The organism is Streptomyces sp. NPDC050264 (assembly GCF_040655895.1).
GTDB lineage: Bacteria > Actinomycetota > Actinomycetes > Streptomycetales > Streptomycetaceae > Streptomyces.
This window is the reverse complement of record NZ_JBFAKV010000004.1, coordinates 21,347-45,868: the sequence shown is the minus strand read 5'-3', so window position 1 is coordinate 45,868 and position 24,522 is coordinate 21,347. Positions and strand designations below refer to the sequence as shown.

Annotated in this window: 28 protein-coding genes and 4 tRNA genes; 25 read left to right on the top strand and 7 right to left on the bottom strand. The window is 69.3% G+C overall.

Annotation, left to right across the window (positions count from 1 at the left end; translation table 11 throughout):
- Window positions 1–66: 66 nt before the first annotated feature.
- Window positions 67–339, top strand: coding sequence for a GlsB/YeaQ/YmgE family stress response membrane protein (locus AB0J02_RS07660; RefSeq protein ID WP_363192670.1), 273 nt, complete (start codon window positions 67–69; stop codon window positions 337–339).
- 94 nt (window positions 340–433) lie between these two features.
- Here AB0J02_RS07660 and AB0J02_RS07655 read toward each other — a convergent pair whose 3' ends face one another.
- A complete protein-coding gene (locus AB0J02_RS07655) occupies window positions 434–922 on the bottom strand; it encodes a YajQ family cyclic di-GMP-binding protein (protein WP_363192669.1) in 489 nt (162 codons plus the stop codon).
- 224 nt (window positions 923–1,146) lie between these two features.
- On the opposite strand from AB0J02_RS07655, the gene AB0J02_RS07650 reads away from it, so the two are divergent.
- Together AB0J02_RS07650 and AB0J02_RS07645 are read left to right on the top strand one after the other, a co-directional pair.
- Window positions 1,147–1,228: transfer RNA gene (locus AB0J02_RS07650), tRNA-Tyr, on the top strand.
- 93 nt (window positions 1,229–1,321) lie between these two features.
- Entirely contained in the window at window positions 1,322–1,714 is a 393-nt protein-coding gene (locus tag AB0J02_RS07645) for a hypothetical protein (protein WP_363192668.1), read from the top strand.
- 97 nt (window positions 1,715–1,811) lie between these two features.
- Here AB0J02_RS07645 and AB0J02_RS07640 read toward each other — a convergent pair whose 3' ends face one another.
- Window positions 1,812–2,573: a nucleotidyltransferase domain-containing protein gene (locus tag AB0J02_RS07640; protein ID WP_363192667.1), complete on the bottom strand. Its 762-nt coding sequence runs from the start codon at window positions 2,571–2,573 to the stop codon at window positions 1,812–1,814.
- A 260-nt stretch (window positions 2,574–2,833) separates the two neighbouring features.
- Between AB0J02_RS07640 and AB0J02_RS07635 the strand changes: the two genes are divergently transcribed.
- The 4 genes from AB0J02_RS07635 to AB0J02_RS07620 all read left to right on the top strand — a co-directional run bounded on the left by AB0J02_RS07635 (window position 2,834) and on the right by AB0J02_RS07620 (window position 6,982).
- Window positions 2,834–4,753, top strand: a complete 1,920-nt coding sequence (locus tag AB0J02_RS07635) for a RiPP maturation radical SAM C-methyltransferase (RefSeq protein ID WP_363192666.1) — start codon at window positions 2,834–2,836, stop codon at window positions 4,751–4,753.
- Window positions 4,753–5,364, top strand: coding sequence for a DUF5825 family protein (locus tag AB0J02_RS07630; RefSeq protein WP_363192665.1), 612 nt, complete (start codon window positions 4,753–4,755; stop codon window positions 5,362–5,364). The genes AB0J02_RS07635 and AB0J02_RS07630 overlap by 1 nt, the downstream gene beginning before the upstream one ends.
- Window positions 5,365–5,367: 3 nt before the next feature.
- On the top strand, window positions 5,368–6,657 hold the full coding sequence (locus AB0J02_RS07625) for an MFS transporter (RefSeq protein WP_363192664.1): 1,290 nt from the start codon (window positions 5,368–5,370) through the stop codon (window positions 6,655–6,657).
- An 88-nt stretch (window positions 6,658–6,745) separates the two neighbouring features.
- Window positions 6,746–6,982 carry a hypothetical protein gene (locus AB0J02_RS07620; protein ID WP_363192663.1) on the top strand — a complete coding sequence of 79 codons (237 nt, stop codon included), beginning with the start codon at window positions 6,746–6,748 and terminating at the stop codon, window positions 6,980–6,982.
- 43 nt (window positions 6,983–7,025) lie between these two features.
- On the opposite strand, the gene AB0J02_RS07615 is transcribed toward AB0J02_RS07620, so the two are convergent.
- Entirely contained in the window at window positions 7,026–7,682 is a 657-nt protein-coding gene (locus AB0J02_RS07615; RefSeq protein ID WP_363192662.1) for an SDR family oxidoreductase, read from the bottom strand.
- A gap of 123 nt (window positions 7,683–7,805) precedes the next feature.
- On the bottom strand, window positions 7,806–9,068 hold the full coding sequence (locus AB0J02_RS07610) for an amidohydrolase family protein (protein WP_363192661.1): 1,263 nt from the start codon (window positions 9,066–9,068) through the stop codon (window positions 7,806–7,808).
- A 215-nt stretch (window positions 9,069–9,283) separates the two neighbouring features.
- On the opposite strand from AB0J02_RS07610, the gene AB0J02_RS07605 reads away from it, so the two are divergent.
- The 8 genes from AB0J02_RS07605 (at window position 9,284) to AB0J02_RS07570 (ending at window position 14,099) form a co-directional block, all read left to right on the top strand.
- Window positions 9,284–9,356 (top strand) — tRNA-Thr (locus AB0J02_RS07605).
- 46 nt (window positions 9,357–9,402) lie between these two features.
- Window positions 9,403–9,475 (top strand) — tRNA-Met (locus AB0J02_RS07600).
- A gap of 91 nt (window positions 9,476–9,566) precedes the next feature.
- Window positions 9,567–9,731 carry a 50S ribosomal protein L33 gene (gene rpmG / locus AB0J02_RS07595; protein ID WP_004571794.1) on the top strand — a complete coding sequence of 55 codons (165 nt, stop codon included), beginning with the start codon at window positions 9,567–9,569 and terminating at the stop codon, window positions 9,729–9,731.
- Between the two features lie 88 nt (window positions 9,732–9,819).
- Complete coding sequence (locus AB0J02_RS07590; RefSeq protein WP_363192660.1) at window positions 9,820–10,272, top strand: MaoC family dehydratase N-terminal domain-containing protein; 453 nt, start codon at window positions 9,820–9,822, stop codon at window positions 10,270–10,272.
- Between the two features lie 2 nt (window positions 10,273–10,274).
- Window positions 10,275–10,703: a MaoC family dehydratase gene (locus tag AB0J02_RS07585; RefSeq protein WP_363192659.1), complete on the top strand. Its 429-nt coding sequence runs from the start codon at window positions 10,275–10,277 to the stop codon at window positions 10,701–10,703.
- A 147-nt stretch (window positions 10,704–10,850) separates the two neighbouring features.
- Window positions 10,851–11,453, top strand: a complete 603-nt coding sequence (locus AB0J02_RS07580; protein WP_363192658.1) for a TetR/AcrR family transcriptional regulator — start codon at window positions 10,851–10,853, stop codon at window positions 11,451–11,453.
- An 88-nt stretch (window positions 11,454–11,541) separates the two neighbouring features.
- A complete protein-coding gene (locus tag AB0J02_RS07575) occupies window positions 11,542–12,981 on the top strand; it encodes a DHA2 family efflux MFS transporter permease subunit (RefSeq protein WP_363192657.1) in 1,440 nt (479 codons plus the stop codon).
- A 62-nt stretch (window positions 12,982–13,043) separates the two neighbouring features.
- Window positions 13,044–14,099, top strand: a complete 1,056-nt coding sequence (locus AB0J02_RS07570) for a UDP-N-acetylmuramate dehydrogenase (protein ID WP_363192656.1) — start codon at window positions 13,044–13,046, stop codon at window positions 14,097–14,099.
- 21 nt (window positions 14,100–14,120) lie between these two features.
- Here the strand turns inward: AB0J02_RS07570 and AB0J02_RS07565 are convergent, their stop codons facing one another.
- Window positions 14,121–14,753, bottom strand: a complete 633-nt coding sequence (locus AB0J02_RS07565; protein WP_363192655.1) for an NAD(P)H-binding protein — start codon at window positions 14,751–14,753, stop codon at window positions 14,121–14,123.
- 108 nt (window positions 14,754–14,861) lie between these two features.
- Here AB0J02_RS07565 and AB0J02_RS07560 point away from each other — a divergent pair, with 108 nt between their 5' ends.
- Together AB0J02_RS07560 and AB0J02_RS07555 are read left to right on the top strand one after the other, a co-directional pair.
- Complete coding sequence (locus AB0J02_RS07560) at window positions 14,862–15,467, top strand: TetR/AcrR family transcriptional regulator (protein ID WP_363192654.1); 606 nt, start codon at window positions 14,862–14,864, stop codon at window positions 15,465–15,467.
- Between the two features lie 68 nt (window positions 15,468–15,535).
- The gene (locus AB0J02_RS07555; RefSeq protein ID WP_363192653.1) at window positions 15,536–16,261 is read left to right on the top strand and encodes a thioredoxin domain-containing protein; all 726 of its coding nucleotides are present in this window, start codon (window positions 15,536–15,538) and stop codon (window positions 16,259–16,261) included.
- On the opposite strand, the gene AB0J02_RS07550 is transcribed toward AB0J02_RS07555, so the two are convergent.
- Both AB0J02_RS07550 and AB0J02_RS07545 read right to left on the bottom strand, forming a co-directional pair.
- The gene (locus AB0J02_RS07550; protein ID WP_363192652.1) at window positions 16,258–17,286 is read right to left on the bottom strand and encodes an adenosine deaminase; all 1,029 of its coding nucleotides are present in this window, start codon (window positions 17,284–17,286) and stop codon (window positions 16,258–16,260) included. The two genes, AB0J02_RS07555 and AB0J02_RS07550, sit on opposite strands and share 4 nt — an antisense overlap.
- Window positions 17,287–17,428: 142 nt before the next feature.
- Window positions 17,429–18,676 (bottom strand): pyridoxal phosphate-dependent aminotransferase, encoded by a 1,248-nt coding sequence (locus tag AB0J02_RS07545; RefSeq protein WP_363192651.1) that lies wholly within the window; start codon window positions 18,674–18,676, stop codon window positions 17,429–17,431.
- 202 nt (window positions 18,677–18,878) lie between these two features.
- Between AB0J02_RS07545 and AB0J02_RS07540 the strand changes: the two genes are divergently transcribed.
- From AB0J02_RS07540 to rplJ, 8 genes are all read left to right on the top strand, one after another.
- Window positions 18,879–18,951, top strand: a tRNA-Trp gene (locus AB0J02_RS07540).
- A gap of 107 nt (window positions 18,952–19,058) precedes the next feature.
- The gene (gene secE, locus AB0J02_RS07535; protein ID WP_324772782.1) at window positions 19,059–19,346 is read left to right on the top strand and encodes a preprotein translocase subunit SecE; all 288 of its coding nucleotides are present in this window, start codon (window positions 19,059–19,061) and stop codon (window positions 19,344–19,346) included.
- 78 nt (window positions 19,347–19,424) lie between these two features.
- The gene (gene nusG / locus AB0J02_RS07530) at window positions 19,425–20,321 is read left to right on the top strand and encodes a transcription termination/antitermination protein NusG (RefSeq protein WP_363192650.1); all 897 of its coding nucleotides are present in this window, start codon (window positions 19,425–19,427) and stop codon (window positions 20,319–20,321) included.
- Window positions 20,322–20,518: 197 nt separating this feature from the next.
- Complete coding sequence (rplK, locus tag AB0J02_RS07525) at window positions 20,519–20,953, top strand: 50S ribosomal protein L11 (protein WP_363192649.1); 435 nt, start codon at window positions 20,519–20,521, stop codon at window positions 20,951–20,953.
- A 77-nt stretch (window positions 20,954–21,030) separates the two neighbouring features.
- Window positions 21,031–21,762, top strand: coding sequence for a 50S ribosomal protein L1 (gene rplA, locus AB0J02_RS07520; RefSeq protein ID WP_363192648.1), 732 nt, complete (start codon window positions 21,031–21,033; stop codon window positions 21,760–21,762).
- Window positions 21,763–21,888: 126 nt separating this feature from the next.
- Window positions 21,889–22,575 (top strand): hypothetical protein, encoded by a 687-nt coding sequence (locus AB0J02_RS07515; protein WP_363192647.1) that lies wholly within the window; start codon window positions 21,889–21,891, stop codon window positions 22,573–22,575.
- Window positions 22,576–22,673: 98 nt separating this feature from the next.
- The gene (locus tag AB0J02_RS07510; protein ID WP_363192646.1) at window positions 22,674–23,624 is read left to right on the top strand and encodes a hypothetical protein; all 951 of its coding nucleotides are present in this window, start codon (window positions 22,674–22,676) and stop codon (window positions 23,622–23,624) included.
- Window positions 23,625–23,886: 262 nt separating this feature from the next.
- On the top strand, window positions 23,887–24,417 hold the full coding sequence (gene rplJ, locus AB0J02_RS07505) for a 50S ribosomal protein L10 (RefSeq protein WP_363192645.1): 531 nt from the start codon (window positions 23,887–23,889) through the stop codon (window positions 24,415–24,417).
- The last annotated feature ends 105 nt before the right edge of the window (window positions 24,418–24,522 follow it).

Sequence of the window (24,522 nt, the reverse complement as noted above, 5' to 3'; positions counted from 1 at the left end):
CTTCTGGGCAACAGTGCAGCGAGACAATATCGCGCAACTAAGCACAGCAGAGGGGCAGAACACGGCATGGGCATCATCAGCTGGATCATCCTTGGCCTGCTCGCCGGTGCCATCGCCAAGTTCCTGCTCCCGGGCCGCGACCCGGGCGGCCTGATCGGCACCACGCTCATAGGTGTCGCGGGAGCCTTCATCGGCGGCTGGATATCGTCCCGCTGGCTCGACCGCCCGATCAGCAAGGACTTCTACGACACCGCTACGTGGGTCTCCGCGATCGGCGGCGCCCTCGTCCTCCTGATCGTCTACCGCATCTTCTTCGGCGACTCCCGTAGTCGCCGCTGAGCAGCAGCCGGCAGCCAGCAGTGAGAAGGGGCGGTACCCGACCGGGTACCGCCCCTTCATCTACGTAAGCGACTGTCAGCGCTCTACAGGTGCTCTAGCGGTAGTTCACGAACTGCAGCGCGAAGTCGAAGTCCTGCCCCTTGAGCAGCGCCTGCACGGCCTGCAGGTCGTCACGGCTCTTGGAGCTGACCCGCAGCTCCTCGCCCTGCACCTGTGCCTTGACGCCCTTGGGGCCCTCATCGCGGATGATCTTCGCCACCTTCTTGGCGTTGTCCTGGGAGATGCCCTCCTCGATGGAGGCGAAGATCTTGTACTCCTTGCCGGAGAGCTGCGGCTCACCGGCGTCCAGCGCCTTCAGCGAGATGCCCCGCTTGATCAGCTTGGACTGGAAGACGTCGAGGATGGCGTTGACCCGCTCCTCGGAGTTGGCCTCCATCAGGATCTTCTCGCCGGACCAGGAGATGGATGCGCCCACGTTCTTGAAGTCGTAGCGCTGCGAGATTTCCTTGGCGGCCTGGTTGAGGGCGTTGTCGACCTCCTGCCGCTCGACCTTCGAGACGATGTCGAAACTGGAGTCGGCCATGTCCTGTGGCTCCTTGTATCGGGGTTGCGTCGGGAACCGATCGGGCTGCGATCGGGTTCTGGTCGGGCGCGCAGCGAGGCGTTGCGCCGCATGCAAAGCCTAGTCACCGCCCCGGGCCCCACAGGCGATCAATCGGGTGGCGAAGCACCCCTGTGCATCAGGTATTGTTTACGACGTTGCCAGCGAGCACCGCCACACAGCGGAGCACAAGGCAGCGAACCCCAGGCGGTGTGCCCGAGCGGCCAAAGGGAGCAGACTGTAAATCTGCCGGCTCAGCCTTCCCAGGTTCGAATCCTGGCGCCGCCACACTTGGGGGAAGCCCCCTCCGGATTCCGGAGGGGGCTTCGTCGTATCCGGGACCTGTGTGCGCGCTCGTCACTGGTGGGGGGTTAGTACGGCATGAGCAAGCTCCTCGGTGGCGTCCGGCTCCGGATGAATCCGGGCTTCTGGTTCGGCCTGTCGATCACGGCAGGCGTCGTGCTCGTCCTCACCTGGCTGTGGGGGGCGTTGTCCGGTGGCCTGGACGTGGCAGAGACATGCACCGTCGTGGAGGGGCAACGCTTCGACGGGAACTACCGCCAGGAACTCGGGCAGCAGCCGTCAGGTCCCTTTCCGCTGCACAACATGTGCAATGCCTCGTACGACCTCGTCCCGGGCTGGGTGAATCCCACGCTCGCCTGCCTGGCGATCATCGCCGCAGGAGCTCTGATCGGGGCCGTCCTAACGGCTGCCATCCATGTCCGACGTGCGCTCTCCGAGCGTCGAAGGCGCCCCGGGACGGCCCGATCCTGAGCGTCTCCTGGACGGCACGTGGACGGCCGTGGACGGCGCGGGGAAGCGGATGACACCGATGGAGGCCCCATGCGCCTCGTCGCGCGCCCAGGGCTGCTCAGGACCGCTGCACGTACCCCTCTCGCAGCGGCCCTCCGTCCAGCTCCAGCACCTTCTCCACCGCGGCGGCCAGCGGTGCCGGGTCGGCGTGTTCCGCGAGCGTGCGGTGGCCGGCGAGGAGGGCGGCGCCGCGTTCGGGGTCCGCGATGAGCAGGCGGCGGGGGAGCCAGCGGCCGATGCCCGTCCAGGCGCCGTGATGCGCGGTGAGGAGATGAGCCGCCTCACGGAGAGCGAAGTCGGCGGTCGCCAGCTGTTCGTACCGCTCGGTCGGCGGGGTGTCGAGCAGGTCGTCCAGGAAGCAGGTCAGGACGAAGCGGCTGCGCTCCCGCTCAGCCGTGGTCAGCGGGGCCGGGCCCGCCGCGAGGAGCCCGCGCGCCCGCGCCCGCGCGTGGGCGACGTGTCCGTGCGGGTCGAGCAGCGGGATTCCCTGGTCGTAGATGAACAGGATCGTGCCCCGGCGCAGTGAGCGGTCCCGTTCGAAGAGGCCGGGGAGGTCGCGGAGGGTGTGCAGGAACAGTTCCGCCGGGCGCCCCTCGTGGCGGCGCACCTCGCGGCGGCTGGTGTCGGTGTCGGGCAGCAGGACGGCCAGATCCAGGTCGCTGGTCGGCCCCGCCTCACCCCGGGCGGCCGAGCCACCGAGTACGGCGCCCAGAGCGTCCGGGTGGCGCTCCGCGAGCAGCCTCAGAGCCTGGTCGGCCGGCGCGGCGGCGGCCGGGACGGGCGGGCCGGGGCGGCCGGGATGCGGCGCGTGATCATTCATGCCGTACGGGTCTACCGGCGGGCCCGCGCCCCCGTCCACACCCTTTGCCGGATCATTCCTGAGCAAGCAGAGCCCTTGTGTGACGCATGGTGCAGCTCTAGGGTGAACCGCCTTATTGCGTAAGGGTGTTCGAGCTTGAGTTTCCGAGGGGGAGGCATGGAGATCAAGAAGACCGTGATCCGTGAGGAAGAGCGCACCAATCGCAGGCCGGCCGTCATGGAGAAGCGGCCGACTCGCTGAACTACCAGGAAAAGGGCGGCATGCGCGTTCAGTTGGTGACCATGCCCTGGCACCCGATCGATCTGCCCTCCCTGCAGGTGGGCCTGTTGCACCAGTTGTTGCGGCAGGTCCGCCCGGGCGACGAGGTGCGCGAGTTCCACGGCTCGCTGCGCTGGGCGGAGTTCCTGCTCGAACGTTCCGGTGGCCGGCTGCGGCCCGGCGACTACGAGGCGGTCGGCAGCGATTCGATCTTCCACGGGCTCGGCGACTGGGTCTTCTCCGGCGTGCTGTACGAGGACGAGAACTGGGGCGTAACGAAGCTCCATGCGTACGCGCGCGGGCGGCAGTTGTGTGCCGACACCCTCGACACCGTCTCCGAGATGCGGCTGCACGCCGCCGAGTACATCGACCGCTGCGCCGACGAGGTGCTCGCCCACGACCCGGACGTCGTCGGGTTCACCAGCACCTTCATGCAGAACGTGCCCTCGCTCGCCCTCGCCCGCGAACTGAAGCGCCGCAGACCGCAGTTGAAGGTTGTCTTCGGTGGCAGCAACTGCGAAGGCCCCATGGGCCACGCCCTGCACCGCAACCACCCCTACGTCGACCACGTGGTGCGCGGCGAGGGGGAGTACGCCTTCCCGGCCCTCCTCGCCCACCTCGACGCGGGTACCCCGCCCGATGATGTGCCGGGCCTGTGCTGGTGGGACGGTTCCGGAGAAACCCAGGTGTCCCGCGCCAACACCGAGACCCGCCGAACCGTGGCCCCCGCCGACATACCCTCGCCCGACTACGACCAGTGGCATGCGGAGATCGAGGCGTCCCCGGTCATCGAGTACGTGTATCCGAAACTGGTCGTCGAAGGAGCCCGCGGCTGCTGGTGGGGCGAGAAGCACCACTGCACCTTCTGTGGCCTCAACGGCACCGCCATGGCCTTCCGCGCCAAGCCCGGCGAGCGGCTGTGGAGCGAGATCGAGCGGCTCGTGCGCCGCCACCGCATCCTCGACGTCGTCACCGTCGACAACATCATCGACATGGCGTACTTCAAGGACTTCCTGCCGCGCGCCGCCGAGAGCGGCTGGGACCTGCGGATGCACTACGAAGTGAAGTCCAACCTCAGCCGGGACCAGATCGCCCTGCTCGGCGCGGCCGGAGCCGTCCTGCTCCAGCCCGGCATCGAGAGCCTCAGCGACCGCGTCCTCGACCTCATGGACAAGGGCGTCACCGGCGCCCGCAACATCCGTACGCTGCGCGAGTTCGACAACCACGCGATCACCTGCACGTGGAACTACCTGTACGGCTTCCCGGGCGAGACGGCGCAGGACTACGCGCGCGTGCTCGACCAGATGCCGGCGCTCGTCCACCTCCAGCCGCCCGGTGGCGCCCACCGCATCCAACTTGAGCGTTTCAGCCCGCACTTCACGAACCCGGGCCTCGGCTTCGGCAAGCGCCGCCCCGCCGAGATGTACGGCCACGTATACGAGCTGCCCGAGGAAGAACTGGCTGACCTGGTCTACCTGTTCGACACCGAGGACGCCGGTATCGGCGGTGACATCGAAGACCGACTCATGCGGGCCGTCGCGCAGTGGCGGGCCGGGCACGCCGCCTCGACCCTCGTCATGCAGGCGACGGGCGAGGACGCGGAGGCCCTCCTGGTGCACGATCAGCGCCACGGCTGGCCCCCTCGCACCTACTGGTTCAACGGCTGGCAGGCCGCCGCCCTGCGCCACCTGGAGGACGGCCGTACGGAACCCGCCCTCCACCGGCGACTGACCGCTGACCAGCACGCCGTCTCCGCCGAGGAAGTGACGCAGTGGCTCGCCGAGGCCGTCGCGCTCGGCCTGCTCTTCAGTGACGGCCGCACGTACGTCTCCCTGCCGACGCGGACCGTACCGATCCGCATCGACCGCGAAGCCGACGGGGCACCCGACGGGGAGCCCGCACCGCAGGCGGTGGCCGGATGATGACCACGCGGCCCATCGCCCGCCCCGCCACCCTGCCGGCCGCCCTGCCCCCCACCGTGGCCCACCGCCTCACCGGCACCGACGTCTACGTAAGCGAACCGCTGCCCCTACAGGGCGACGGCCGCACCACCACACAGGCGGTCCAGTTCCTGCGCGAGTGCCTGAGCCACGGGCTGCGCGTCACATATGAGGTCGCGCGCCCCGCCCCCGGCTCCGAACCTCCTAGGTGTGACCCGTCTGACCCGTACGGCCTCCGCTCTCTGCGCCACCTGCCTCCGCCCGCCGAACAGGCGGAAGAGGCGGCCGAGTTGACACGCTGGCGGACCACACACACCTACGGGATGCTCTATCACCGCCGGGGCCCCGGCTTCGTCACCGTCATGGACCGCAGGGAACGCCCGGCCTCGGCCCGGTTCACCCTCGACCACCCCGATCTGCTGGCCGCCTTCGACGCGCTGCACGACGCGACGCCCCTGGACGCGCTCACCCCCGTGAGCCGTGAGGCCGCCGAACTGCTGGCTGGCGAGCGGCTCGCGCTGATCGTCGACGGCTGGGCGGTGGCGCTGCCGCCGCGCCTGCGCCGCTGGCCCGTGCCCTGCACGGGGATCTGACGGGTGACCACGGCCACGGACGGCACCCCGCTGTGGCGGCACCGTCCGTTCGTCCTGCTGTGCGGCGAGCAGATCGCCAGTTCCCTGGGGCGGCAGATCACGGCCCTCGCCCTGGCACTGCTGGCGGTGACGGGGCTGGGCGCGGGGCCGTTCGGAGCGGCCGCGGTGCTCGCGCTGACCTACCTGCCGGGCGCTGTGCTGAGCCCCCTCGCGGGGGTCATCGTCGACCGGGTGCGGCTGCGGAACCTGCTCGTCGCCGTCACCGCCGCGCAAGCCCTCGTCGTCGGCTCGGTCCCGCTCGCGGACCTGGCCGGACACCTGACCCGCTGGCACCTGTACGCCGTCGCCGTCGTATCCGGCACCCTGACCTTCACGCTCTCGGTGGCACTCCAGGCGGCCCTGCCCCGCGTGGTCCCGACCGGCCGGCTGCTCGGCGCCAACTCCGCGCTGACCGCGGCCCGTACGAGCGGGCAGATCGGCGGCCCCGCGCTCGGCGGCGTCCTGGTCGGGCTCGTCGGCCCCGCCCGGGCCCTGCTCGCCGGCAGCTCGGCCTACGCAGTGGAGGCGCTGCTCGTCCTCGCCCTGCCGGCCGCGCTCAACATACGTAGGAAGCAAGCCGCCCGTACCCCGCTGGACGCGCTGCGCTCCGGCCTCGCCGTCGTCCGCGCCCAGCCGCGGCTGCGCCGGATGATCCTGTCCGGCGCGGGCCTCAACCTCGGCAGCGGCGCCGCCACCGCCCTCTACGTTTTCTATGCCACCCGTGAACTGGCGCTCAGCCCCTGGCAGTTGGGGGCCACTTACGCCACCTACAGTGCGGCCACCGTCGCGGGCGCACTGCTCGCCGGCCGGTTCGCCCGCACCACGGGCCTGTGGCGGGCCACCCAGATGCGCGGGCTCGTGGCGGGCGCCGCGGTGTTCCTGATCCCGGCCGCCTCGCTCGGCCCCGGCTTCGCTCTGTTGCTCGCCTATCAAGTGACGTACGGGCTCTCCGGAACCGTCTGGATGATCTCCATGACGACGACACAGCAACGGGTCACCCCGAGCGACCTGCAGGGCCGTGTCGCCGGGCTCGTGCAGTCCGTGCTCCTGACGACCGTGCCGGTCGGAGCGCTCGGCGGCGGCGCCCTGGCCGCCTGGCTCGGCAACGTACCCGTCCTGCTGGGCTCCGCGGCGGTCGCGCTCGTTTCCGCCGCCACGCTGTGGGCGCCCGTACGGGGCGAAACGGAAGTCCCGGTCCCAGCGGCACCCGAGGCGCCCGCAGCGCCCGGGAGGCCCCCTCAGGGCCGCTCCTGAGGGGATGCCACCGTCGCTCGAAGAGGTCCTGTCATCTCTGTGAGGGTCTCACCGTGTGCTCGCGACGATCACGACGCAGACTGAACCCATGTCATCCACGTCGACCGTGTCTTCAGCGTCCCGCCGCCGCAACTGCCCCGAGTGCCGCCGCGACATCGCCGTCGTCGGGGGCCGCTTCGCCCGCCACGACCCGCCCGGCGCCCGCGACGCGGGCGAACTCGTCTCCTGCCCCGGCTCCCGCCGCCGCGCCCAGCTGGGCGCGGTACAGGACGCGCTCGACGGATACGCGGTCCCACACGTACCGGGCCAGCTGCCGCTCTTCTGAGTACGGCCCGCCCGGTACGCGCTCCTCCGCTCGCCTACGTGGATCAGTTCCCGGCGACCGACTTCACGGCCACCGTCACCGGCGCCGCCCCGGAGACGAGTTCGAGCGTCAGCCCGGCCGTGGCGGGCGTGTCCACCAGCTCGGCGAGGACGACGGCCACGTCGTCGCGCGGCACCGTCCCGCGCCCGGTCGAGGCCTCCAGGCGGACGAGGCCGGTGCCCGCGTCGTTCGTCAGGGATCCGGGCCGCAGGATCGTCCAGTCCAGGCCGGTACGCCGGCGTACGTCGTCGTCGGCCGCGCCCTTGGCCCGCAGATACGCGTCGAAGACCTCGTCACCCTCGTGCGCCGAGTCCGCGCCCATCGACGACACCACGACGTACCGGCGCACCCCGGCCCGCTCCGCCGCGTCCGCGAAGAGCACGGCGGCGTCCCGGTCCACGGTGTCCTTGCGGGCCGTGGTGCTGCCCGGACCCGCGCCCGCCGCGAAGACGGCAGCGCCCGCACCCTGAAGATGCGCGGCGACCTCCTCCACCGACGCCGACTCCAGGTCGCACAAGACCGGTTCCGCACCGGCCGCGCGCAGGTCGTCACCCTGCTCGGCGTTGCGGATGATCCCCGCCACCTCGTCGCCGCGCGCGGACAGCACCCGCTCAAGCCGCAGTGCGATCTGACCATGACCCCCAGCAATGACAATGCGCATGCTTCCGACCGTACGCCGGGCAGCGAAGGTTCGCCGCGCAACCAAGTCCAGCAAGTCCGGCCGACGACGCGCGCGTGAAGGCCAATACGCCTCCACGCGCGCGTAGAGCGCCACAGGAGCGCCTCAAGCCAGGCCGCCGCCCTTGTGCTTGGCGGCCCGGCCCTGCCGTGGCAGATCGAGCGCGACCGCCGCCGCCGAGTCGCAGTACTCCCGCACCGCGCTGGTCCGCGCCACCACCCGCCCCCGGTGCACGACGATCCGGCTGTACGCGAGCGAGAGCGCCGCCGCCAGCTTCTCGCCCCGCACCGCGAGCAACTCCGCGGGGAAACCCGCCTCCAGGCGCACCTCCGGCAGCCCCAGAGCGGCCCTGGCCACCGAACTCACCGCCTCGTACGCGTCCTCGGCCCGCATCCCGTACCGCGAGGCCAGCAAGTACGCGGCCTCCAGCGGATCGCCCCGGCCCACCGGGTTCGAGACGTCGCGCAGCGCACCGCTGCCCGCTGTCACCCGCACTCCGGCCGCCCGCAGCAGCCGGACCGGCGCCACGTCACGGCTGTCCACCCCCGCACACCCGCCCTGCGGCAGGCACGCCACCGTCACCCCGGCCGCCGCGAGCCGGTCCACGGCCCGCCGAGCCGCCTCGCCCGGCACCCGCGCGAGACCACCGAGCGGTCCTACGACGACACCGGAGCGCAGCCCGCCCGCGGCCGCCGCGAGCCGGCCGAGCCGCGCCGGGTCGGTCCCCTCCGTGTGCAGATCGACCGGGCAGCCGTGCTCGGCGGCGACTTCGAGTACCGCCTCCACGTAGCCCGTCGGGTCGGGGTCCAGATCGGGACAACCGCCTACTACGGACGCGCCCATCTTCACCGCGTCCCGCAGCATCGCGAGCCCGTCCGCACCGGCGAGCCCGGTCAGCAGCCGGGGCATCGCGACCGTCCGCAGGTCCGCGAGCCCCACCAGCGAACGCCGCGCCTGCAGAGCGGCCTCCATCGAACCGAGCCCCTCCATGTCGCCGATCCGCACATGGGAACGCAACGCGGTGGCGCCGTGCCCGAGTTGCAGCAGCGCGGACTCGGTGGCGCGGCGCTGGACGTCCTCGGCGTCGTGGTTGACGGGGCCGTCGCACTCCGCGGACAGGGCCGTGGCGCCGTGCGCGTGCGGCTCCGCCGGGGCGGGCAGCAGGAGGTACCCGGAGAGGTCCACGCGCGCGGTGTGGCCGGCGAGGCTGCCGGCCGTACCCACCGCCTTGATACGCCCGCCGCCCAGCCGCACGTCCACGGTCCTGCCGTCGGTGAGCCTGGCCCCGCACAGCAACAGGCCGGAGCTGTCGGGCGCGTCGTCCGGGGAACCGGGGGAAGGGGGCTGCTGAGGCGGGCTGTCGGGCATCGCGCTCCAGAGGGCTCGTCGAGGGCCGGGCCCCATCAGGAGGGCCCTGGTGCTGCGGGCAAGATCACGCAGGATGGGACGAGCCTAGGACGACGGCGAGAGACCTTCGAGGAACCCGAAATAGTCGTACAGATGGGGTCCGTGAGGCACCTGTGTTGATCACCAGAAACGGATTTGGGCGATCGGCGCGCGACCGTGTAATGTCTTCATCGCTCGCCCCAATAGCTCAGTCGGTAGAGCGTCTCCATGGTAAGGAGAAGGTCTGCGGTTCGATTCCGCATTGGGGCTCTGGTGTGAAGTTCCCTCACCTTCGGGTGAGGGGTCATTGCATCACAGCGGTGTAGCTCAGTCGGTAGAGCAAGCGGCTCATAATCGCTGTGTCACCGGTTCAAGTCCGGTCACCGCTACTGACAGTAGCCGATTGTGGGGTCGGTCCTTCGATCGGCTACTCTTTTATGCGTTGAACCCTGTCCCATCCGTTCGTCAAGGAGCACTCACGTGGCTGCCACCGACGTCCGCCCGAAGATCACGCTGGCCTGCGTGGAGTGCAAGGAGCGGAACTACATCACCAAGAAGAACCGGCGTAACGACCCGGACCGACTGGAGATGAAGAAGCACTGCCCGCGTTGCAATGCGCACACCGCGCACCGCGAAACGCGATAGTTTCAGGCTCGTACACGAGGCCGTCCCCGTTAGGGGGCGGCCTCGTGTCGTTGACATACCCAGGACACACCCAGGAGGTGCCGAGTCCATGGCGCTCGACCAGTCCTTCGTGGGGCGGAGCTACCCGCCCACCGCCCCGTACGAGGTCGGCCGGGAGAAGATCCGCGAGTTCGCCGAGGCGGTGGGGGAGACCAATCCCGCCTACGTCGACCGCGAGGCCGCCCGGCAGCTCGGCCATCCCGATGTGATCGCCCCGCCCACCTTCGTGTTCGCGATCACCTTCAAAGCCGCCGGTGTGGTCGTTCACGACCCGGAGCTGGGGCTCGACTACAGCCGAGTCGTGCACGGTGACCAGAAGTTCGCCTACACGCGCCCGGTGCGCGCGGGCGACAGGCTGACCATCAGTTCGACGATCGAGGGCATCAAGTCCCTCGCGGGCAACGACATCATCGACGTCCGCGGTGAGGTCCACGACGAGTCGGGCGAGCACGTCGTGACCGCCTGGACGAAGCTCGTCTCGCGCGCCGCCGAGGAGGCCTGATCATGGCGACGACCATCAAGTACGCGGAGGTCGAGGTCGGCACCGAGTTGCCGGCGCAGACCTTCCCCGTGACGCGCGCCATACTCGTGCAGTACGCGGGCGCCTCCGGTGACTTCAACCCGATCCACTGGAACGAGAAGTTCGCGGTCGAGGTCGGCCTGCCGGACGTGATCGCGCACGGCATGTTCACCATGGCCGAGGCGATCCGTGTCGTCACCGACTGGACCGTCGACCCGGCCGCCGTCGTCGAGTACGGCGTGCGCTTCACCAAGCCGGTGATCGTCCCGAACGACGACAAGGGCGCCGAGATCCAGGTCAGCGCCAAGGTCGCGGCCAAGCTCGACGACAACCGCGTACGGGTCGACCTGACCGCCATGAGTGCGGGACAGAAGGTACTCGGGATGTCGCGGGCGATCGTCCAGCTCGTCTGAGCTCGAACCCGATCCGGTCCGGCCCAGTCCGACGCAGGACTACGTAGCTGTGAGTAAGGGGCGTCCTCGATGGAGGGCGCCCCTTACTGTGTCCTCCGGCACATTCCGGGGTTGACTAGGGTAGTGATTGGCCACTAACTTACTCGCATGGTCAGGATGAGTGCGGAGGAGCGGCGTGAGAGCGTCGTTCGTGCGGCGGTGATCGAGTTCGCCCGCGGCGGTTACAAGGGGACGTCCACCGAGGCGATCGCCAAGCGGGTGGGTGTCTCGCAGCCGTATCTCTTCCGGCTCTTCCCGGGCAAGGAGGCCATCTTCCTCGCGGCGGCCCGCCGTTGCTGCGAGCAGACCACCGAGGTGTTCCGCAAGGCGTCCGAGGGGCTGGAGGGGGTCGAAGTCTCGGAGGCCCTGGGTGCGGCCTATCTGTCCCTCATCGCCGATGACCCCGACATGCTGCTCATGCAGATGCAGCTCTACGTGGCGGTGGCTGCCGCGGAGGCGTCGGGTGAAGCGGCGTTCGGCGACGAGATCCGCGGTCTGTGGATGGAGATGTACGACACGGTCCTGCTGGCCATGGGTGCGGACGTCGACGAGACGAGCACGTTCCTCGCCGAAGGGATGCTGATCAACGTCCTGGTGTCGATGGGCTTCCCGTCCGATCACCGGGTCTGGGCCGGCTGCTTCAAGTCGCCGGAGGGCAAACAGATCGACAAGCCATGCGGGACAGGTAAGCAAGTCGGGCAAGACATGTAAGGCAGCGCTGGCGCCACGGGGGTGCGTACCTTTGTCGCCGCAAAAGTTAGTCATCAATAACTAACCTAGAGACCTCAAGGGGAAAAAGATGTCACAGGGGACAGCGACATCACAGCGCGGGGGAGCCGTCTGGGCCCTCGTCATCACCAGCGTCGCCGGATTCATGGCGGCTCTCGACAATCTCGTCGTCACCACGGCCCTGCCGTCCATCCGCCAGGACCTCGGCGGCGCCCTCGACGACCTGGAATGGACGGTCAGCGCCTACACGCTCACCTTCGCCGTGCTGCTGATGTTCGGCGCCGCACTCGGTGACCGGTTCGGGCGCCGGCGGCTCTTCCTGGTCGGCATCACGATCTTCACCGTGGCCTCGGCCGGGGCCGCCATGTCCTCCGGTATCGGCGCCCTGATCGCCGCCCGCGCGGTGCAGGGCGTCGGCGGCGCGATCATGATGCCGCTCACGCTGACCCTGCTCAGCGCGGCGGTCCCGGCGGCCAAGCGCGGCATGGCGTTCGGCATCTGGGGCGCGGCCAACGGCCTGGCGGTCGCCTCCGGGCCGCTCATCGGCGGCACCCTCACCGAGCACGTCTCCTGGCACTGGATCTTCTGGGTGAACGTCCCGGTGGGCCTCGCCCTGCTGCCGCTCGCCCGTCTGCGCCTCAAGGAGTCCCACGGCACCGGCGCCCCGCTCGACATCGTGGGCACCCTGCTCGCCAGCGGCGGCCTCTTCGGGATCGTGTACGGACTCGTGCGCGCGCCCATCGTCGGCTGGACGGACGTGGTCGTCCTCACCGGACTGTTCGCCGGTACGGCGCTGCTCATCGGGTTCGTGCACCACGGCATACGCGGCAAGAACCCCATGCTCCCCATGCGGCTCTTCCGCTCCCGCGCCTTCGCGGGGGTCAACGCCGCGAGCCTGCTGATGTTCCTCGGGATGTTCGGCTCGATCTTCCTGCTCAGTCAGTTCCTGCAGGGCGTGCTCGGCTACTCGCCCACCGAGGCGGGGCTGCGGATGCTGCCCTGGACGGGGATGCCGATGCTGGTCGCGCCGATCGCCGGATACCTCTCCGACCGGATCAGCGGCCGCACGATCGCCGCTACCGGCCTGTTCCTGCAGGCGATCGGGCTCGGCTGGTTCGCCAGTGTGATCTCCGCCGACGTCTCGTACGCGGCCCAGCTGCCGGCCCTGATCATCAGTGGCGTCGGCATGGCCCTGTACTTCGCCCCGGCCTCCAACCTGGTCATGTCCAGCGTCCGCCCGGAGGAGCAGGGCATCGCCTCCGGCTCCAACAACGCACTGCGCGAGGTCGGCGGCGCGCTCGGTATCGCCATCATGGCGTCGATCTTCTCGGCGCAGGGCGGCTACGACAGCGCGCAGCACTTCGTGAGCGGCATCGAGCCCGCGCTGTGGGTGGGCGCCGCGGTGGTCGCCGTCGGCGGTGTCGCCGCGATGCTCATCCCGCGGACACGGCACACACCGACCGTGGCCCGGGACACCGAGCCCGCCGCCCCGGTGCTGGAAAGCGCCTGACGTTTCCCGGTACGGCGACGGCCCCGCCCGGGTGGCGGGGCCGTTCTCGTACCCTGGACCGCGTGCAGGAACTCCACGACGCCCCCCTCGCCCCCCTGACCACCTTCCGGCTCGGCGGCCCCGCCACCCGGCTGCTCACCGCGACGACCGACGCCGAGGTGATCGACGCGGTGCGCGAGGCCGATGCCGCAGGCACCCCGCTGCTGATCATCGGCGGCGGCAGCAACCTCGTCATCGGCGACCGGGGCTTCGAAGGAACGGCCCTGCGCATCGCCACCAAGGGCTTCGAACTCGACGGTACGAAGCTTGAGTTGGCGGCCGGTGAGGTGTGGACCGACGCCGTGGCGCGCACCGTCGAGGCGGGGCTCGCGGGCATCGAGTGCCTCGCCGGGATCCCCGGCTCCGCGGGCGCGACGCCGATCCAGAACGTGGGGGCGTACGGCCAGGAGGTCTCCGCCACGATCACCGAGGTGGTCGCCTACGACCGCACGGCGGGTGAGACGGTCACGATGCCGAACGCCGAGTGCGCCTTCTCGTACCGCCACAGCCGTTTCAAGGCCGAACCCGACCGCTACGTAGTGCTGCGGGTGCGCTTCGAGCTGGAGGACGCGGGCGGCCTGAGCGCTCCCATCAAGTACCCCGAGACCGCCCGCACCCTCGGTGTCGAGGCGGGCGACCGGGTCCCCGCCGCCACCGCGCGCGAGACCGTCCTGAAGCTGCGCTCCGGGAAGGGCATGGTGCTCGACCCGGAGGACCACGACACATGGTCGGCCGGTTCGTTCTTCACCAACCCGATCCTTACGGATGCGGAGTTCTCCGCCTTCCGCGCGCGCGTGGCCGAGCGCCTCGGCCCTGACGCGAAGGCCCCCGCGTTCCCGGCGGGGGAGGGGCTGACGAAGACCTCGGCGGCCTGGCTCATCGACAAGGCGGGCTTCACCAAGGGCTACGGCACCGGCCCGGCCCGCATCTCCACGAAGCACACGCTCGCCCTCACCAACCGCGGCCACGCCACCACCGAGGACCTGCTCGCCCTGGCCCGGGAGGTCGTGGCGGGTGTGCACGAGGCGTTCGGGGTGACGCTGGTCAACGAGCCGGTCACTGTCGGCGCAAGCCTCTGAGCCGGGTGCTCGCGATGCCGCCTAGTAGGCGACCCCGACCCCCTGCTTGACCGTCGCCGGGTCGTCCGTCATCGCCAGCATCGCGTGCGCCACGTCCGCGCGGCCGATGAAGCGGCCCGAGCGCGGGAAGCCGCCCACGACTTTGCGGTACGAGCCCGTCAGCGGCTTGTCCTGCAGGCGCGGGGGCCGCACCGAGGTCCAGTCCGTCGCGCTGCTCGCCAACTCGGCCTCCATGGCGGCCAGATCGTCGTAGACGGCCTTCAGGATCACGCCGATCGTCTTCAGCATCATGCGGTCGGCCACGGGTGAGTCCGCCGGCTGCGGACCCACCGGGGCCGCGCTGACCACCAGGAGCCGGCGCACGTTCTCCGCGTCCATCGCCCTCAGGACCGAACGGGTCAGCTCCGCCGCGATCCCCGCGTCCGCGCGCCTGCGGGCGCCGAGACCGGAGAGCACGGCGTCGCGGCCCGCGACCGCCGGACGCAGCGACCCCGGGTCCGAGAGGTCGCCGCGGAACACCTTGAGGCGTTCGCCGGTGACCGTGAACCGCGCCGGGTCCCGTACGACCGCGGTGACCTGATGGCCGGAGACCAGGGCCTGCCGGACGATCTCCTGCCCGATGCCACCAGTAGCACCGAAAACCGTGAGCTTCATGGCGTACCTCCAGGTGCGCTCCACGTGGTGGGTGAGTACTCACTCACCCCCGCTCGCCCTTAGGGTGAGTGAGTACTCACCCTCGCGTCAAGGTTGCTTGGAGACTGCATGGACCAGAAACCGGCCCGGGACCGCATCGTCGACGCGGCCCACGACCTCATGCTGACCATCGGCCTCGCCCGCACCACCACCAAGCAGATCGCCAAAGCGGCGGACTGCTCCGAAGCGGCGCTCTACAAGTACTTCGCCAACAAGGAGGAGCTCTTCGTGACGGTGCTCAACGAGCGCCTCCCGAAGCTGGGTTCACTCCTCGGCCGCCTCCTTGCAGAAGGCGCGGGGGACCCGGGCCGTACGGTGGAGGAGAACCTCACCGACATCGCCCACGAAGCGGCACTCTTCTACGAGCAGACGTTCCCGATGGCCGCATCCCTGTATGCGGAACCCCAGCTGAAGCGCCGCCATGAAGAGGTCCTGCGCGAGATGGGCTCGGGGCCGCACCGGCCGATCCAGGGACTCGACGCCTACTTGCGAGCCGAACAGGGGGCGGGGCGCATCAGCCCCGACGCCGACACATATGCGGCCGCGTCCCTCCTCCTGGGAGCCTGCGCGCAGCGCGCCTTCGCCTACGAGATGTCCCCGGACCGCAAGCCGCCGCAGCCGGTGGACGTGTTCGCGGCGCATATCGCGCACACCCTGCTCACAGGAATCGCATAAGGTCTCCCCATTTCCTGGGGAGGGGATCATTCATGCGTGCAGTGGCACGCCGTGCTGCCGTGTCCGCGGTGAGCACGGTACTGGTGGGGATACTCGCGACAGCCGGATGCGGCCGGGCCGCGCAGTCCGGGGACGACAACGGGGAAGACGACCACGGACAGCGTGACACGGCCGCGTACACCACCGTCGGTCAGCTGCCCGAACGGCTGGCCCCGGACGGCACAACCGTCGTGGTCGGTTCGCCGACGGCCCCTACGACGGTGCGACTCTACGAGGACATGCGCTGCCCCGTGTGCGAGGAGTACGAGGTCGACGGCGGGGGCGAGGCGCTGCGCACGCTCGCTCTGAAGGGCGAGGTCAGAGCCGAGTACACGCTGGCCTCCTTCCTCGACGACCGGGTGGGAGGCAGCGGTTCGAAGCGCGCCGCCAACGCACTGCGGGCCGCCTTGGAGCAGGGCAAGTTCATCGAGTTCCACGACGTCCTCTTCAGCCATCAGCCCGAAGAGGTCGTCGACGGCTACACCGACGCCTTCCTGTTGCGCATGGCGTCCCGTGTGAAGGGCCTGCGGGGCGAGGAGTTCGACACCGCGGTGCGCACCATGAAGTACCGCGCTTTCGTGACCGCTTCGGAGACGGCGTACGAGCAGGACAAGGCCCCCGGCACCCCGACGTTCGCGGTGAACGGCGACATCGTGCCGGACCACCTGCGCGGTGCCATGTTCGACGCGGAACTGCTGCCGGCGGCGGTCAGAATGCTGGCCGCCGGCGTGACACCCGCCCCGGAACAGCCCTAGGGCTCACCGGCCAGCCACTCCCCGATGCCGCTCAGCAGCTTCTCCTGGACGTCCACGGGCGCGGCCGAGCCGCGTACGGACTGCCGTGCCAGCTCCGCCAGTTCGGCGTCGGAGAAGTCGTGGTGGCGGCGCGCGATGTCGTACTGGGCGGCCAGGCGCGAGCCGAACAGGAGCGGGTCGTCGGCGCCCAGCGCCATCGGCACCCCGGCGTCGAAGAGTGTGCGCAGCGGCACGTCCTCGGGCTTCTCGTAGACGCCGAGCGCGACGTTCGAGGCCGGGCACACCTCGCACGTCACCCCCCGGTCCGCGAGCCGCTTCAGCAGCCGCGGGTCCTCGGCGGCGCGCACGCCGTGCCCGATCCGGGTGGCGTCCAGGTCGTCGAGGCAGTCCCGTACGGACGCGGGGCCGGTCAGCTCGCCGCCGTGCGGCGCGGACAGCAGCCCGCCCTCCCGCGCGATGTGGAAGGCCCGGTCGAAGTCGCGCGCCATTCCGCGCCGTTCGTCGTTGGAGAGGCCGAACCCGACGATGCCCCGGTCCGCGTACCGCACCGCGAGCCGCGCCAGCGTACGGGCGTCCAGAGGGTGCTTCATGCGGTTGGCCGCGACGAGCACGCGCATCCCGAGCCCGGTGTCCCGCGCGGCCCTGTCGACGGCGTCGAGGATGACCTCCATTGCCGCGATCAGACCGCCGAGCCGGGGCGCGTAGGACGTCGGGTCGACCTGGATCTCCAGCCACCCGGACCCGTCCGCGATGTCCTCCTCCGCGGCCTCCCGTACAAGACGTTGAATGTCCTCGGGGGCCCGCAGGCAGGAACGCGCCGCATCGTAGAGGCGCTGGAACCTGAACCAGCCGCGCTCGTCCGTGGCCCGCAGCTTCGGGGGCTCCGCGCCGGTCAGCGCGTCGGGCAGCCGTACGCCGTACTTGTCGGCGAGTTCGAGCAGTGTCGTGGGCCGCATCGACCCGGTGAAATGCAGATGCAGGTGGGCCTTCGGCAACTGACGGACATCACGTAGTACACGCTCCATCCCAAGATCCTGCCGCACACACGTGTAGTACCGGTAGCGCCTTTCCCCTTTCGGGGTCTCGACCGAACGAAGAAACGGGCCGCCTCCGTAAGGAGACGGCCCGCCCAACAGGGACTACTGACGACTACAGGGACGCGAAAAGTCAGTCCTGCGCCTCGGCCAGCAGCTTCTGGATGCGGGAGACACCCTCGACGAGGTCCTCGTCGCCCAGCGCGTAGGAAAGCCGCAGATAACCCGGCGTACCGAAGGCCTCGCCGGGAACCACCGCGACCTCGGCCTCCTCCAGGATGAGCGCCGCCAGCTCGACGGAGTCCTGCGGACGCCTGCCGCGGATCTCCTTGCCGAGCAGCCCCTTCACGGACGGGTACGCGTAGAAGGCACCCTCCGGCTCCGGGCAGACGACGCCGTCGATCTCGTTGAGCATCCGCACGATCGTCTTGCGGCGCCGGTCGAAGGCCTCGCGCATCTTCTCCACGGCGGTCAGGTCGCCGGACACGGCGGCGAGCGCGGCCGCCTGCGCCACGTTGGAGACGTTCGAGGTCGCGTGCGACTGGAGGTTCGTCGCCGCCTTCACGACGTCCTTCGGGCCGACGATCCAGCCCACGCGCCAGCCGGTCATCGCGTACGTCTTCGCGACCCCGTTGACCACGATGCACTTGTCACGCAGCTCGGGAAGGATCGCCGGCAGCGACGTGAACTTCGCGTCCCCGTACACGAGGTGCTCGTAGATCTCGTCCGTCATGACCCACAGGCCGTGCTCCAGCGCCCAGCGCCCGATGGCCTCCGCGTCGGCCTCGCTGTACACGGCGCCCGTCGGGTTCGACGGCGAGACGAAGAGCACGACCTTCGTGCGCTCGGTGCGCGCCGCCTCCAGCTGCTCGACGGAGACGCGGTACCCGGTCGTCTCGTCGGCCACGACGTCCACCGGCACACCGCCCGCGAGCCGGATCGACTCCGGGTACGTGGTCCAGTACGGCGCCGGGACGATGACCTCGTCGCCCGGGTCGAGGATCGCGGCGAACGCCTGGTAGATCGCCTGCTTGCCGCCGTTCGTCACGAGGACCTGGGAGGCGTCGATCTCGTAGCCGGAGTCGCGCAGGGTCTTCGCGGCGATCGCGGCCTTCAGCTCGGGCAGGCCGCCGGCCGGCGTGTAGCGGTGGAACTTCGGGTTCTTGCAGGCCTCGATGGCCGCCTCGACCACGTAGTCGGGGGTCGGGAAGTCGGGTTCACCGGCGCCGAAGCCGATCACCGGACGCCCTGCGGCCTTGAGGGCCTTGGCCTTGGCGTCGACGGCGAGGGTCGCGGACTCGGAGATGGAGCCGACGCGGGCCGAGACCCGACGCTCAGTAGGAGAGGAACCAGCAGACGGAGAAGGAGTTGCAGCGCTCATAACCCCATCGTTCCAGACCCGAAACCCGCCCGGCACACGGGTTTCGAAGACCATCCGATCCGCTCTTGATCCACTGGTGGTCCGGATCTGTTCGACGGAGGGCCACGGAACACGTACACTCACTGCTCGTTGGCCTTCACCGGCCGCACCTTCCGACCGCACTCCGTGCAGCCGGGCGGATGCGGTACGTTGGGGGAAACAAAGGGTCGTAGCTCAATTGGTAGAGCACTGGTCTCCAAAACCAGCGGTTGGGGGTTCAAGTCCCTCCGGCCCTGCTCACACTCCTTCGCCAGGATGTGTGCGGATTGTACGTACTGCATTGCACCGCCGTGCGGCTCAACCGGGCGCGGCACGGCCACGACCCGGAATCAGGTGAGGACGCGTGACGGACGCCGTGGGCTCCATCGACATGCCTGATGCCCAGGATGAGGCGCCGGAGTCCAAGAAGAAGGCCCGCAAGGGCGGCAAGCGCGGCAAGAAGGGCCCCTTCGGCCGCCTCGCTCTCTTCTACCGCCAGATCGTCGCGGAGCTCCGCAAGGTCGTCTGGCCGACTCGCAACCAGCTCACCACGTACACCACCGTGGTGATTGTGTTCGTCGTCATCATGATCGGCCTGGTGACCGTGATTGACTATGGGTTCAACCATCTCGTCAAGTACGTTTTCGGCTGAGCCGACAGCGGAGGGCGCCGGACCACGGCGTCCCTTTCGCATGTTCCACCCCTATGTATCCAGGAAGAAGCAGCCACAGTGTCTGACCCGAACCTGAACGAGGCGATCGAGCCGGTCGAGTCCGTTGAGGACGAGACCGACATCGTCGAGGCGGCGGACGCCGAGGAGCCGGACCAGGCCGAGGCTGCCGACATCGCCGCCGGTGAGCCCGCCGAGGAAGCGGCCCTTGAGGTCGAGACCGACGGCGGCACCGACGCCGAGGCCTCCGAAGACGACGAGGCCTCCGAGGACGCAGAAGGCGCCGAGGACACGGCCGTCGAGGCCGAGACCGACGCCGAGGAAGCCGTCGAGGAGCAGGTCGACCCGATCACCGCGCTCCGCGAGGAACTGCGCGGCCTGCCCGGCGAGTGGTACGTGATCCACACCTACGCGGGCTACGAGAAGCGCGTGAAGGCCAACCTCGAGCAGCGTGCCGTCTCGCTGAACGTCGAGGAGTTCATCTACCAGGCCGAGGTCCCCGAAGAGGAGATCGTCCAGATCAAGAACGGCGAGCGCAAGAACGTCCGGCAGAACAAGCTGCCCGGTTACGTTCTCGTCCGCATGGATCTGACGAACGAGTCCTGGGGCGTCGTCCGCAACACCCCCGGCGTCACCGGCTTCGTGGGCAACGCCTACGACCCGTACCCGCTGACCCTGGACGAGATCGTCAAGATGCTCGCCCCGGAGGCCGAGGAGAAGGCCGCCCGTGAGGCCGCCGAGGCCGAGGGCAAGCCGGCTCCGTCCCGCAAGGTCGAGGTCCAGGTCCTGGACTTCGAGGTCGGCGACTCGGTCACCGTCACCGACGGCCCGTTCGCGACGCTGCAGGCGACGATCAACGAGATCAACGCCGACTCGAAGAAGGTCAAGGGCCTCGTCGAGATCTTCGGCCGCGAGACCCCGGTCGAGCTCAGCTTCGACCAGATCCAGAAGAACTAGTACCTCCCGGTACCTTCTGGACACACCGCTTCCGAACAGGTCAGACGGGCTCTCAAAAGCCTGTCTGACCTGCTCGGTTTTTAGCCGCGCATGGATACCCGTTATCGTTGTGCGGTATGCCTCCATCCGGATGATCCGGACGATCATTCACCACGATGGCGGCTGAACACTCTCACTAAGACCCGGAGAGAGAGCACATGCCTCCCAAGAAGAAGAAGGTCACGGGGCTCATCAAGCTCCAGATCCAGGCCGGCGCTGCCAACCCGGCTCCGCCGGTCGGCCCCGCGCTGGGCCAGCACGGCGTCAACATCATGGAGTTCTGCAAGGCCTACAACGCCGCGACCGAGTCGCAGCGCGGTTGGGTCATCCCGGTGGAGATCACGGTCTACGAAGACCGCTCCTTCACCTTCATCACCAAGACCCCGCCGGCCGCGAAGATGATCCTCAAGGCCGCCGGTGTCGAGAAGGGCTCTGGCGAGCCGCACAAGACCAAGGTCGCCAAGATCACCGAGGCGCAGGTCCGCGAGATCGCCACGACCAAGATGACCGACCTGAACGCCAATGACCTGGACGCCGCGTCCAAGATCATTGCCGGCACCGCCCGCTCCATGGGCATCACGGTCGAGGGCTGACCTCACCCCCGTAAGGCCAACCGTGGAAGGGCCTGCTCGGCCCGGACCACGACTCCTCAGAACACACAGGAGCAGTAGTGAGCAAGCGCAGCAAGAATCTCCGCGCTGCGGACGCCAAGATCGACCGGGACAAGCTCTACGCCCCGCTCGAGGCCGTCCGTCTCGCCAAGGAGACCTCCGCGTCGAAGTTCGACGGCACCGTCGAGGTCGCCTTCCGCCTGGGCGTTGACCCGCGCAAGGCCGACCAGATGGTCCGTGGCACCGTGAACCTTCCGCACGGCACCGGCAAGACCGCCCGGGTCCTGGTCTTCGCGACCGGTGACCGTGCTGCGGCCGCGGAAGCCGCCGGCGCCGACATTGTCGGCTCCGACGAGCTCATCGACGAGATCTCCAAGGGCAACCGCCTGAACGAGTTCGACGCCGTCGTCGCCACCCCGGACCTCATGGGCAAGGTCGGCCGCCTCGGCCGCGTGCTCGGTCCCCGTGGCCTCATGCCGAACCCGAAGACCGGCACCGTGACCCCGGACGTGGCCAAGGCCGTGAACGAGATCAAGGGTGGCAAGATCGAGTTCCGCGTCGACAAGCACTCGAACCTGCACTTCATCATCGGCAAGGCGTCCTTCGACGACACCCAGCTGGTGGAGAACTACGGCGCGGCGCTGGAGGAGATCCTCCGTCTGAAGCCGTCCGCCGCCAAGGGTCGCTACATCAAGAAGGCCGCGATCAGCACCACGATCGGCGCCGGCATTCCGGTCGACCCGAACCGCACCCGCAACCTCCTCACCGAGGAGGACCCGGCCGCGGTCTGAGCTGTCACAGCTCGCCCAAGTCGGCGACGGGTCCCGCACCTTTCGAGGTGCGGGGCCCGTTCCTCTTTTCCGCTCCGTACGGGCGCGGCACTGCGCTAGCGTCGCCGTGACCGACCGGGGGAGCGGATGACGTACGTACGAAAGGTCCTGGGCGTCACGGCGGTGTGCGCGCTGCTCGTGGCCTGCGGAGGCGAGCAGGCGGCGGACCAGGGCGCCGTCGACGCGCTGCGCACCGCCCAGGAGAAGGTCGCCGCGGCGGGCTCGGCGCGCGTCGAGGCGACGATGGACACCGGCGACCGGCTCGCCTCACGCAGCGCGGGCACGCTCAGCTGGTCCGACGGTGTCGAGGGCACGCTCACGGTGCGCGTCACCGGCGGCGAACTGGCGGCCGACACCCGTAAGTTCGGCGGAGACCCGTCCCAGACGCGCTTTCTGGGGGACGCCTACTACACGCGGATGACCGACGCGTTCGCCGCTCTCCAGGGCGGCCGGCACTGGATCCGCCACCCGTACGACGCCGGCAGCGACCTCACCCCGGCCGATTCCCTCAAGGCGCTTGTCGCCGCGCGCGACCTCCGCAGGGTGGGCAAGGAGACCGTGCGCGGTACCCGGGCCAGCCACTACCGGGGCACCTCCGGCGGGCAGCGCATCGACGTCTGGATAGACGCCCGGCACCTTCTGGTGCGGCGCACCCAGCGCGCGGGCGACTTCACCAGCACCGTCCACTACCGCGACTACGGAAGCGCCGCGGCCGCCGAGCGCCCGCCCCTGCACGACACGGTCGACTTCAAGGACGTCACGAAGGACGGCTGACCCGGGCCGGACATCAACGGCCCGTATATCCCCGGCCTGTTGTCGGAGGCGTCGGTTATCGTGCGATCAGTACAGGTGTTCCTAGGGGTGGGATTGAGATGACTGTTGTCGTACGACGCGCGCTCGGCGCTGCCGCCGCGACCGTGCTGCTGTGTACCGGGGCCGTGGCCTGCGGGGGTGGATCCGACAAGGCGGCCGAGGAGGCGCCGCAGTCGCACGCGCAGGTGACGCAGGTGCTGACGGCCGCGTACAAGAAGACCGCCGAGGCCAAGTCCGCCAAGGTCGAGATGACGATGAAGACGCCGGCCGCGCTGGGCGGCGGCACCATGACGATGTCCGGCACCATGGGCTGGGACCCGACCGTCATGGATATGACGATGAGCGGCTCCGCCTTCACCGCCGCCGATCCGGACGCGCCCAAGAATGTGCGCATGGTCTGGCAGGACAACGTGATGTACATGGACATGGGCGCGGCCGCGGCCAAGGACATGGACGGCAAGCGCTGGATGAAGATGGACCTCGGCGCCGCCGCGAAGCAGTCCGGCGACGAGAACCTCACCAGCCAGCTGACCGGCAGCGTGGACAGCATGAACCAGGACCCGGCCCAGCAGATCGCGGTCCTGCTCGACTCCCCGAACCTGAAGCACATCGGCTCCGCCGAGATCGACGGCGTACAGACCCAGCACTACAAGGGCAAGCTGACCGTCGACGAGATGATGGCGAAGAACGACTCGCTGAAGGTCCTCAGCAAGTCCGAGCGCAGCCAGCTTCTGAAGAACGTCAAGAAGGCCGGTATCGACGACTACGACACCGAGCTGTGGATCAACGACGACGATCTGCCGGTCCGGATGGACGTCACCATGGACAGCTCCCAGGGCGCCGTCGACATGTCGATGCGGTACTCGGACTACGGTGCCGCCGTGAAGGTCGACGTGCCGCCCGCCGGACAGACCTTCGACTTCATGGAGATGCTGAAGGAGATCGGCGCGGCGGCGGGCTCCGGCACCGGCGCCGACGCGGCCGATTCGGGGCTGGACAGCGCCGTCTGAGCGGATTTGCCTGCCGCCGCTCCTTTCACGTAACCTTCCACAGAAGCCAAAGACCGCTGGTCGTTGCCGTGTGCTCGTCAGAGTGTGCGGTGGCCGAAGGATCCGCTGAAATTGCGGACGACCCGCGTAGGTGACTGTGGAAGTGCTCCCGGATTCTCATGGATTCCGGTTGAGTTCACGCCCTGGCGCCTGCGCCGGGGCGTTTCGTTTTCCCAGTCTCCTTCTGAGCGGTCCTCATCACCCGGAAGGAGGCCGACGCTCTATGCCGACGCCCGACAAGGCTGCCGCGGTAGCCGAGCTCACGGACAAGTTCCGCAGCTCGAACGCCGCCGTGCTGACCGAGTACCGGGGTCTCACCGTGGCCCAGCTCAAGCAGCTGCGCCGCTCCCTCGGTGAGAACTCCGAGTACGCCGTGGTGAAGAACACGCTGACCAAGATCGCGGCCAACGAGGCCGGGATCGACACGCTGGACGACCTCTTCACGGGTCCGACGGCGGTTGCCTTCGTCACCGGTGACCCGGTGGTGTCGGCGAAGGGTCTTCGTGACTTCGCCAAGGACAACCCCAACCTCGTCATCAAGGGCGGTGTCCTTGACGGCAAGGCGCTGTCCGCCGACGAGATCAAGAAGCTCGCGGACCTCGAGTCCCGCGAGGTTCTGCTCAGCAAGCTGGCCGGTGCCTTCAAGGGTAAGCAGACGCAGACTGCTCAGCTCTTCCAGGCGCTGCCCACGAAGTTCGTCCGCACCGCGGAGGCGCTTCGTGCCAAGCAGGCCGAGCAGGGCGGTGCCGAGTAATTCGGCTCGCACATTGACCCTCGCCGCATAGGCGGCGGAGGTCGTAGCGGGCCGAATGTACGCCCGCTTCACATGTACATCCGGCACCAGCCGAATTAGTGGAAG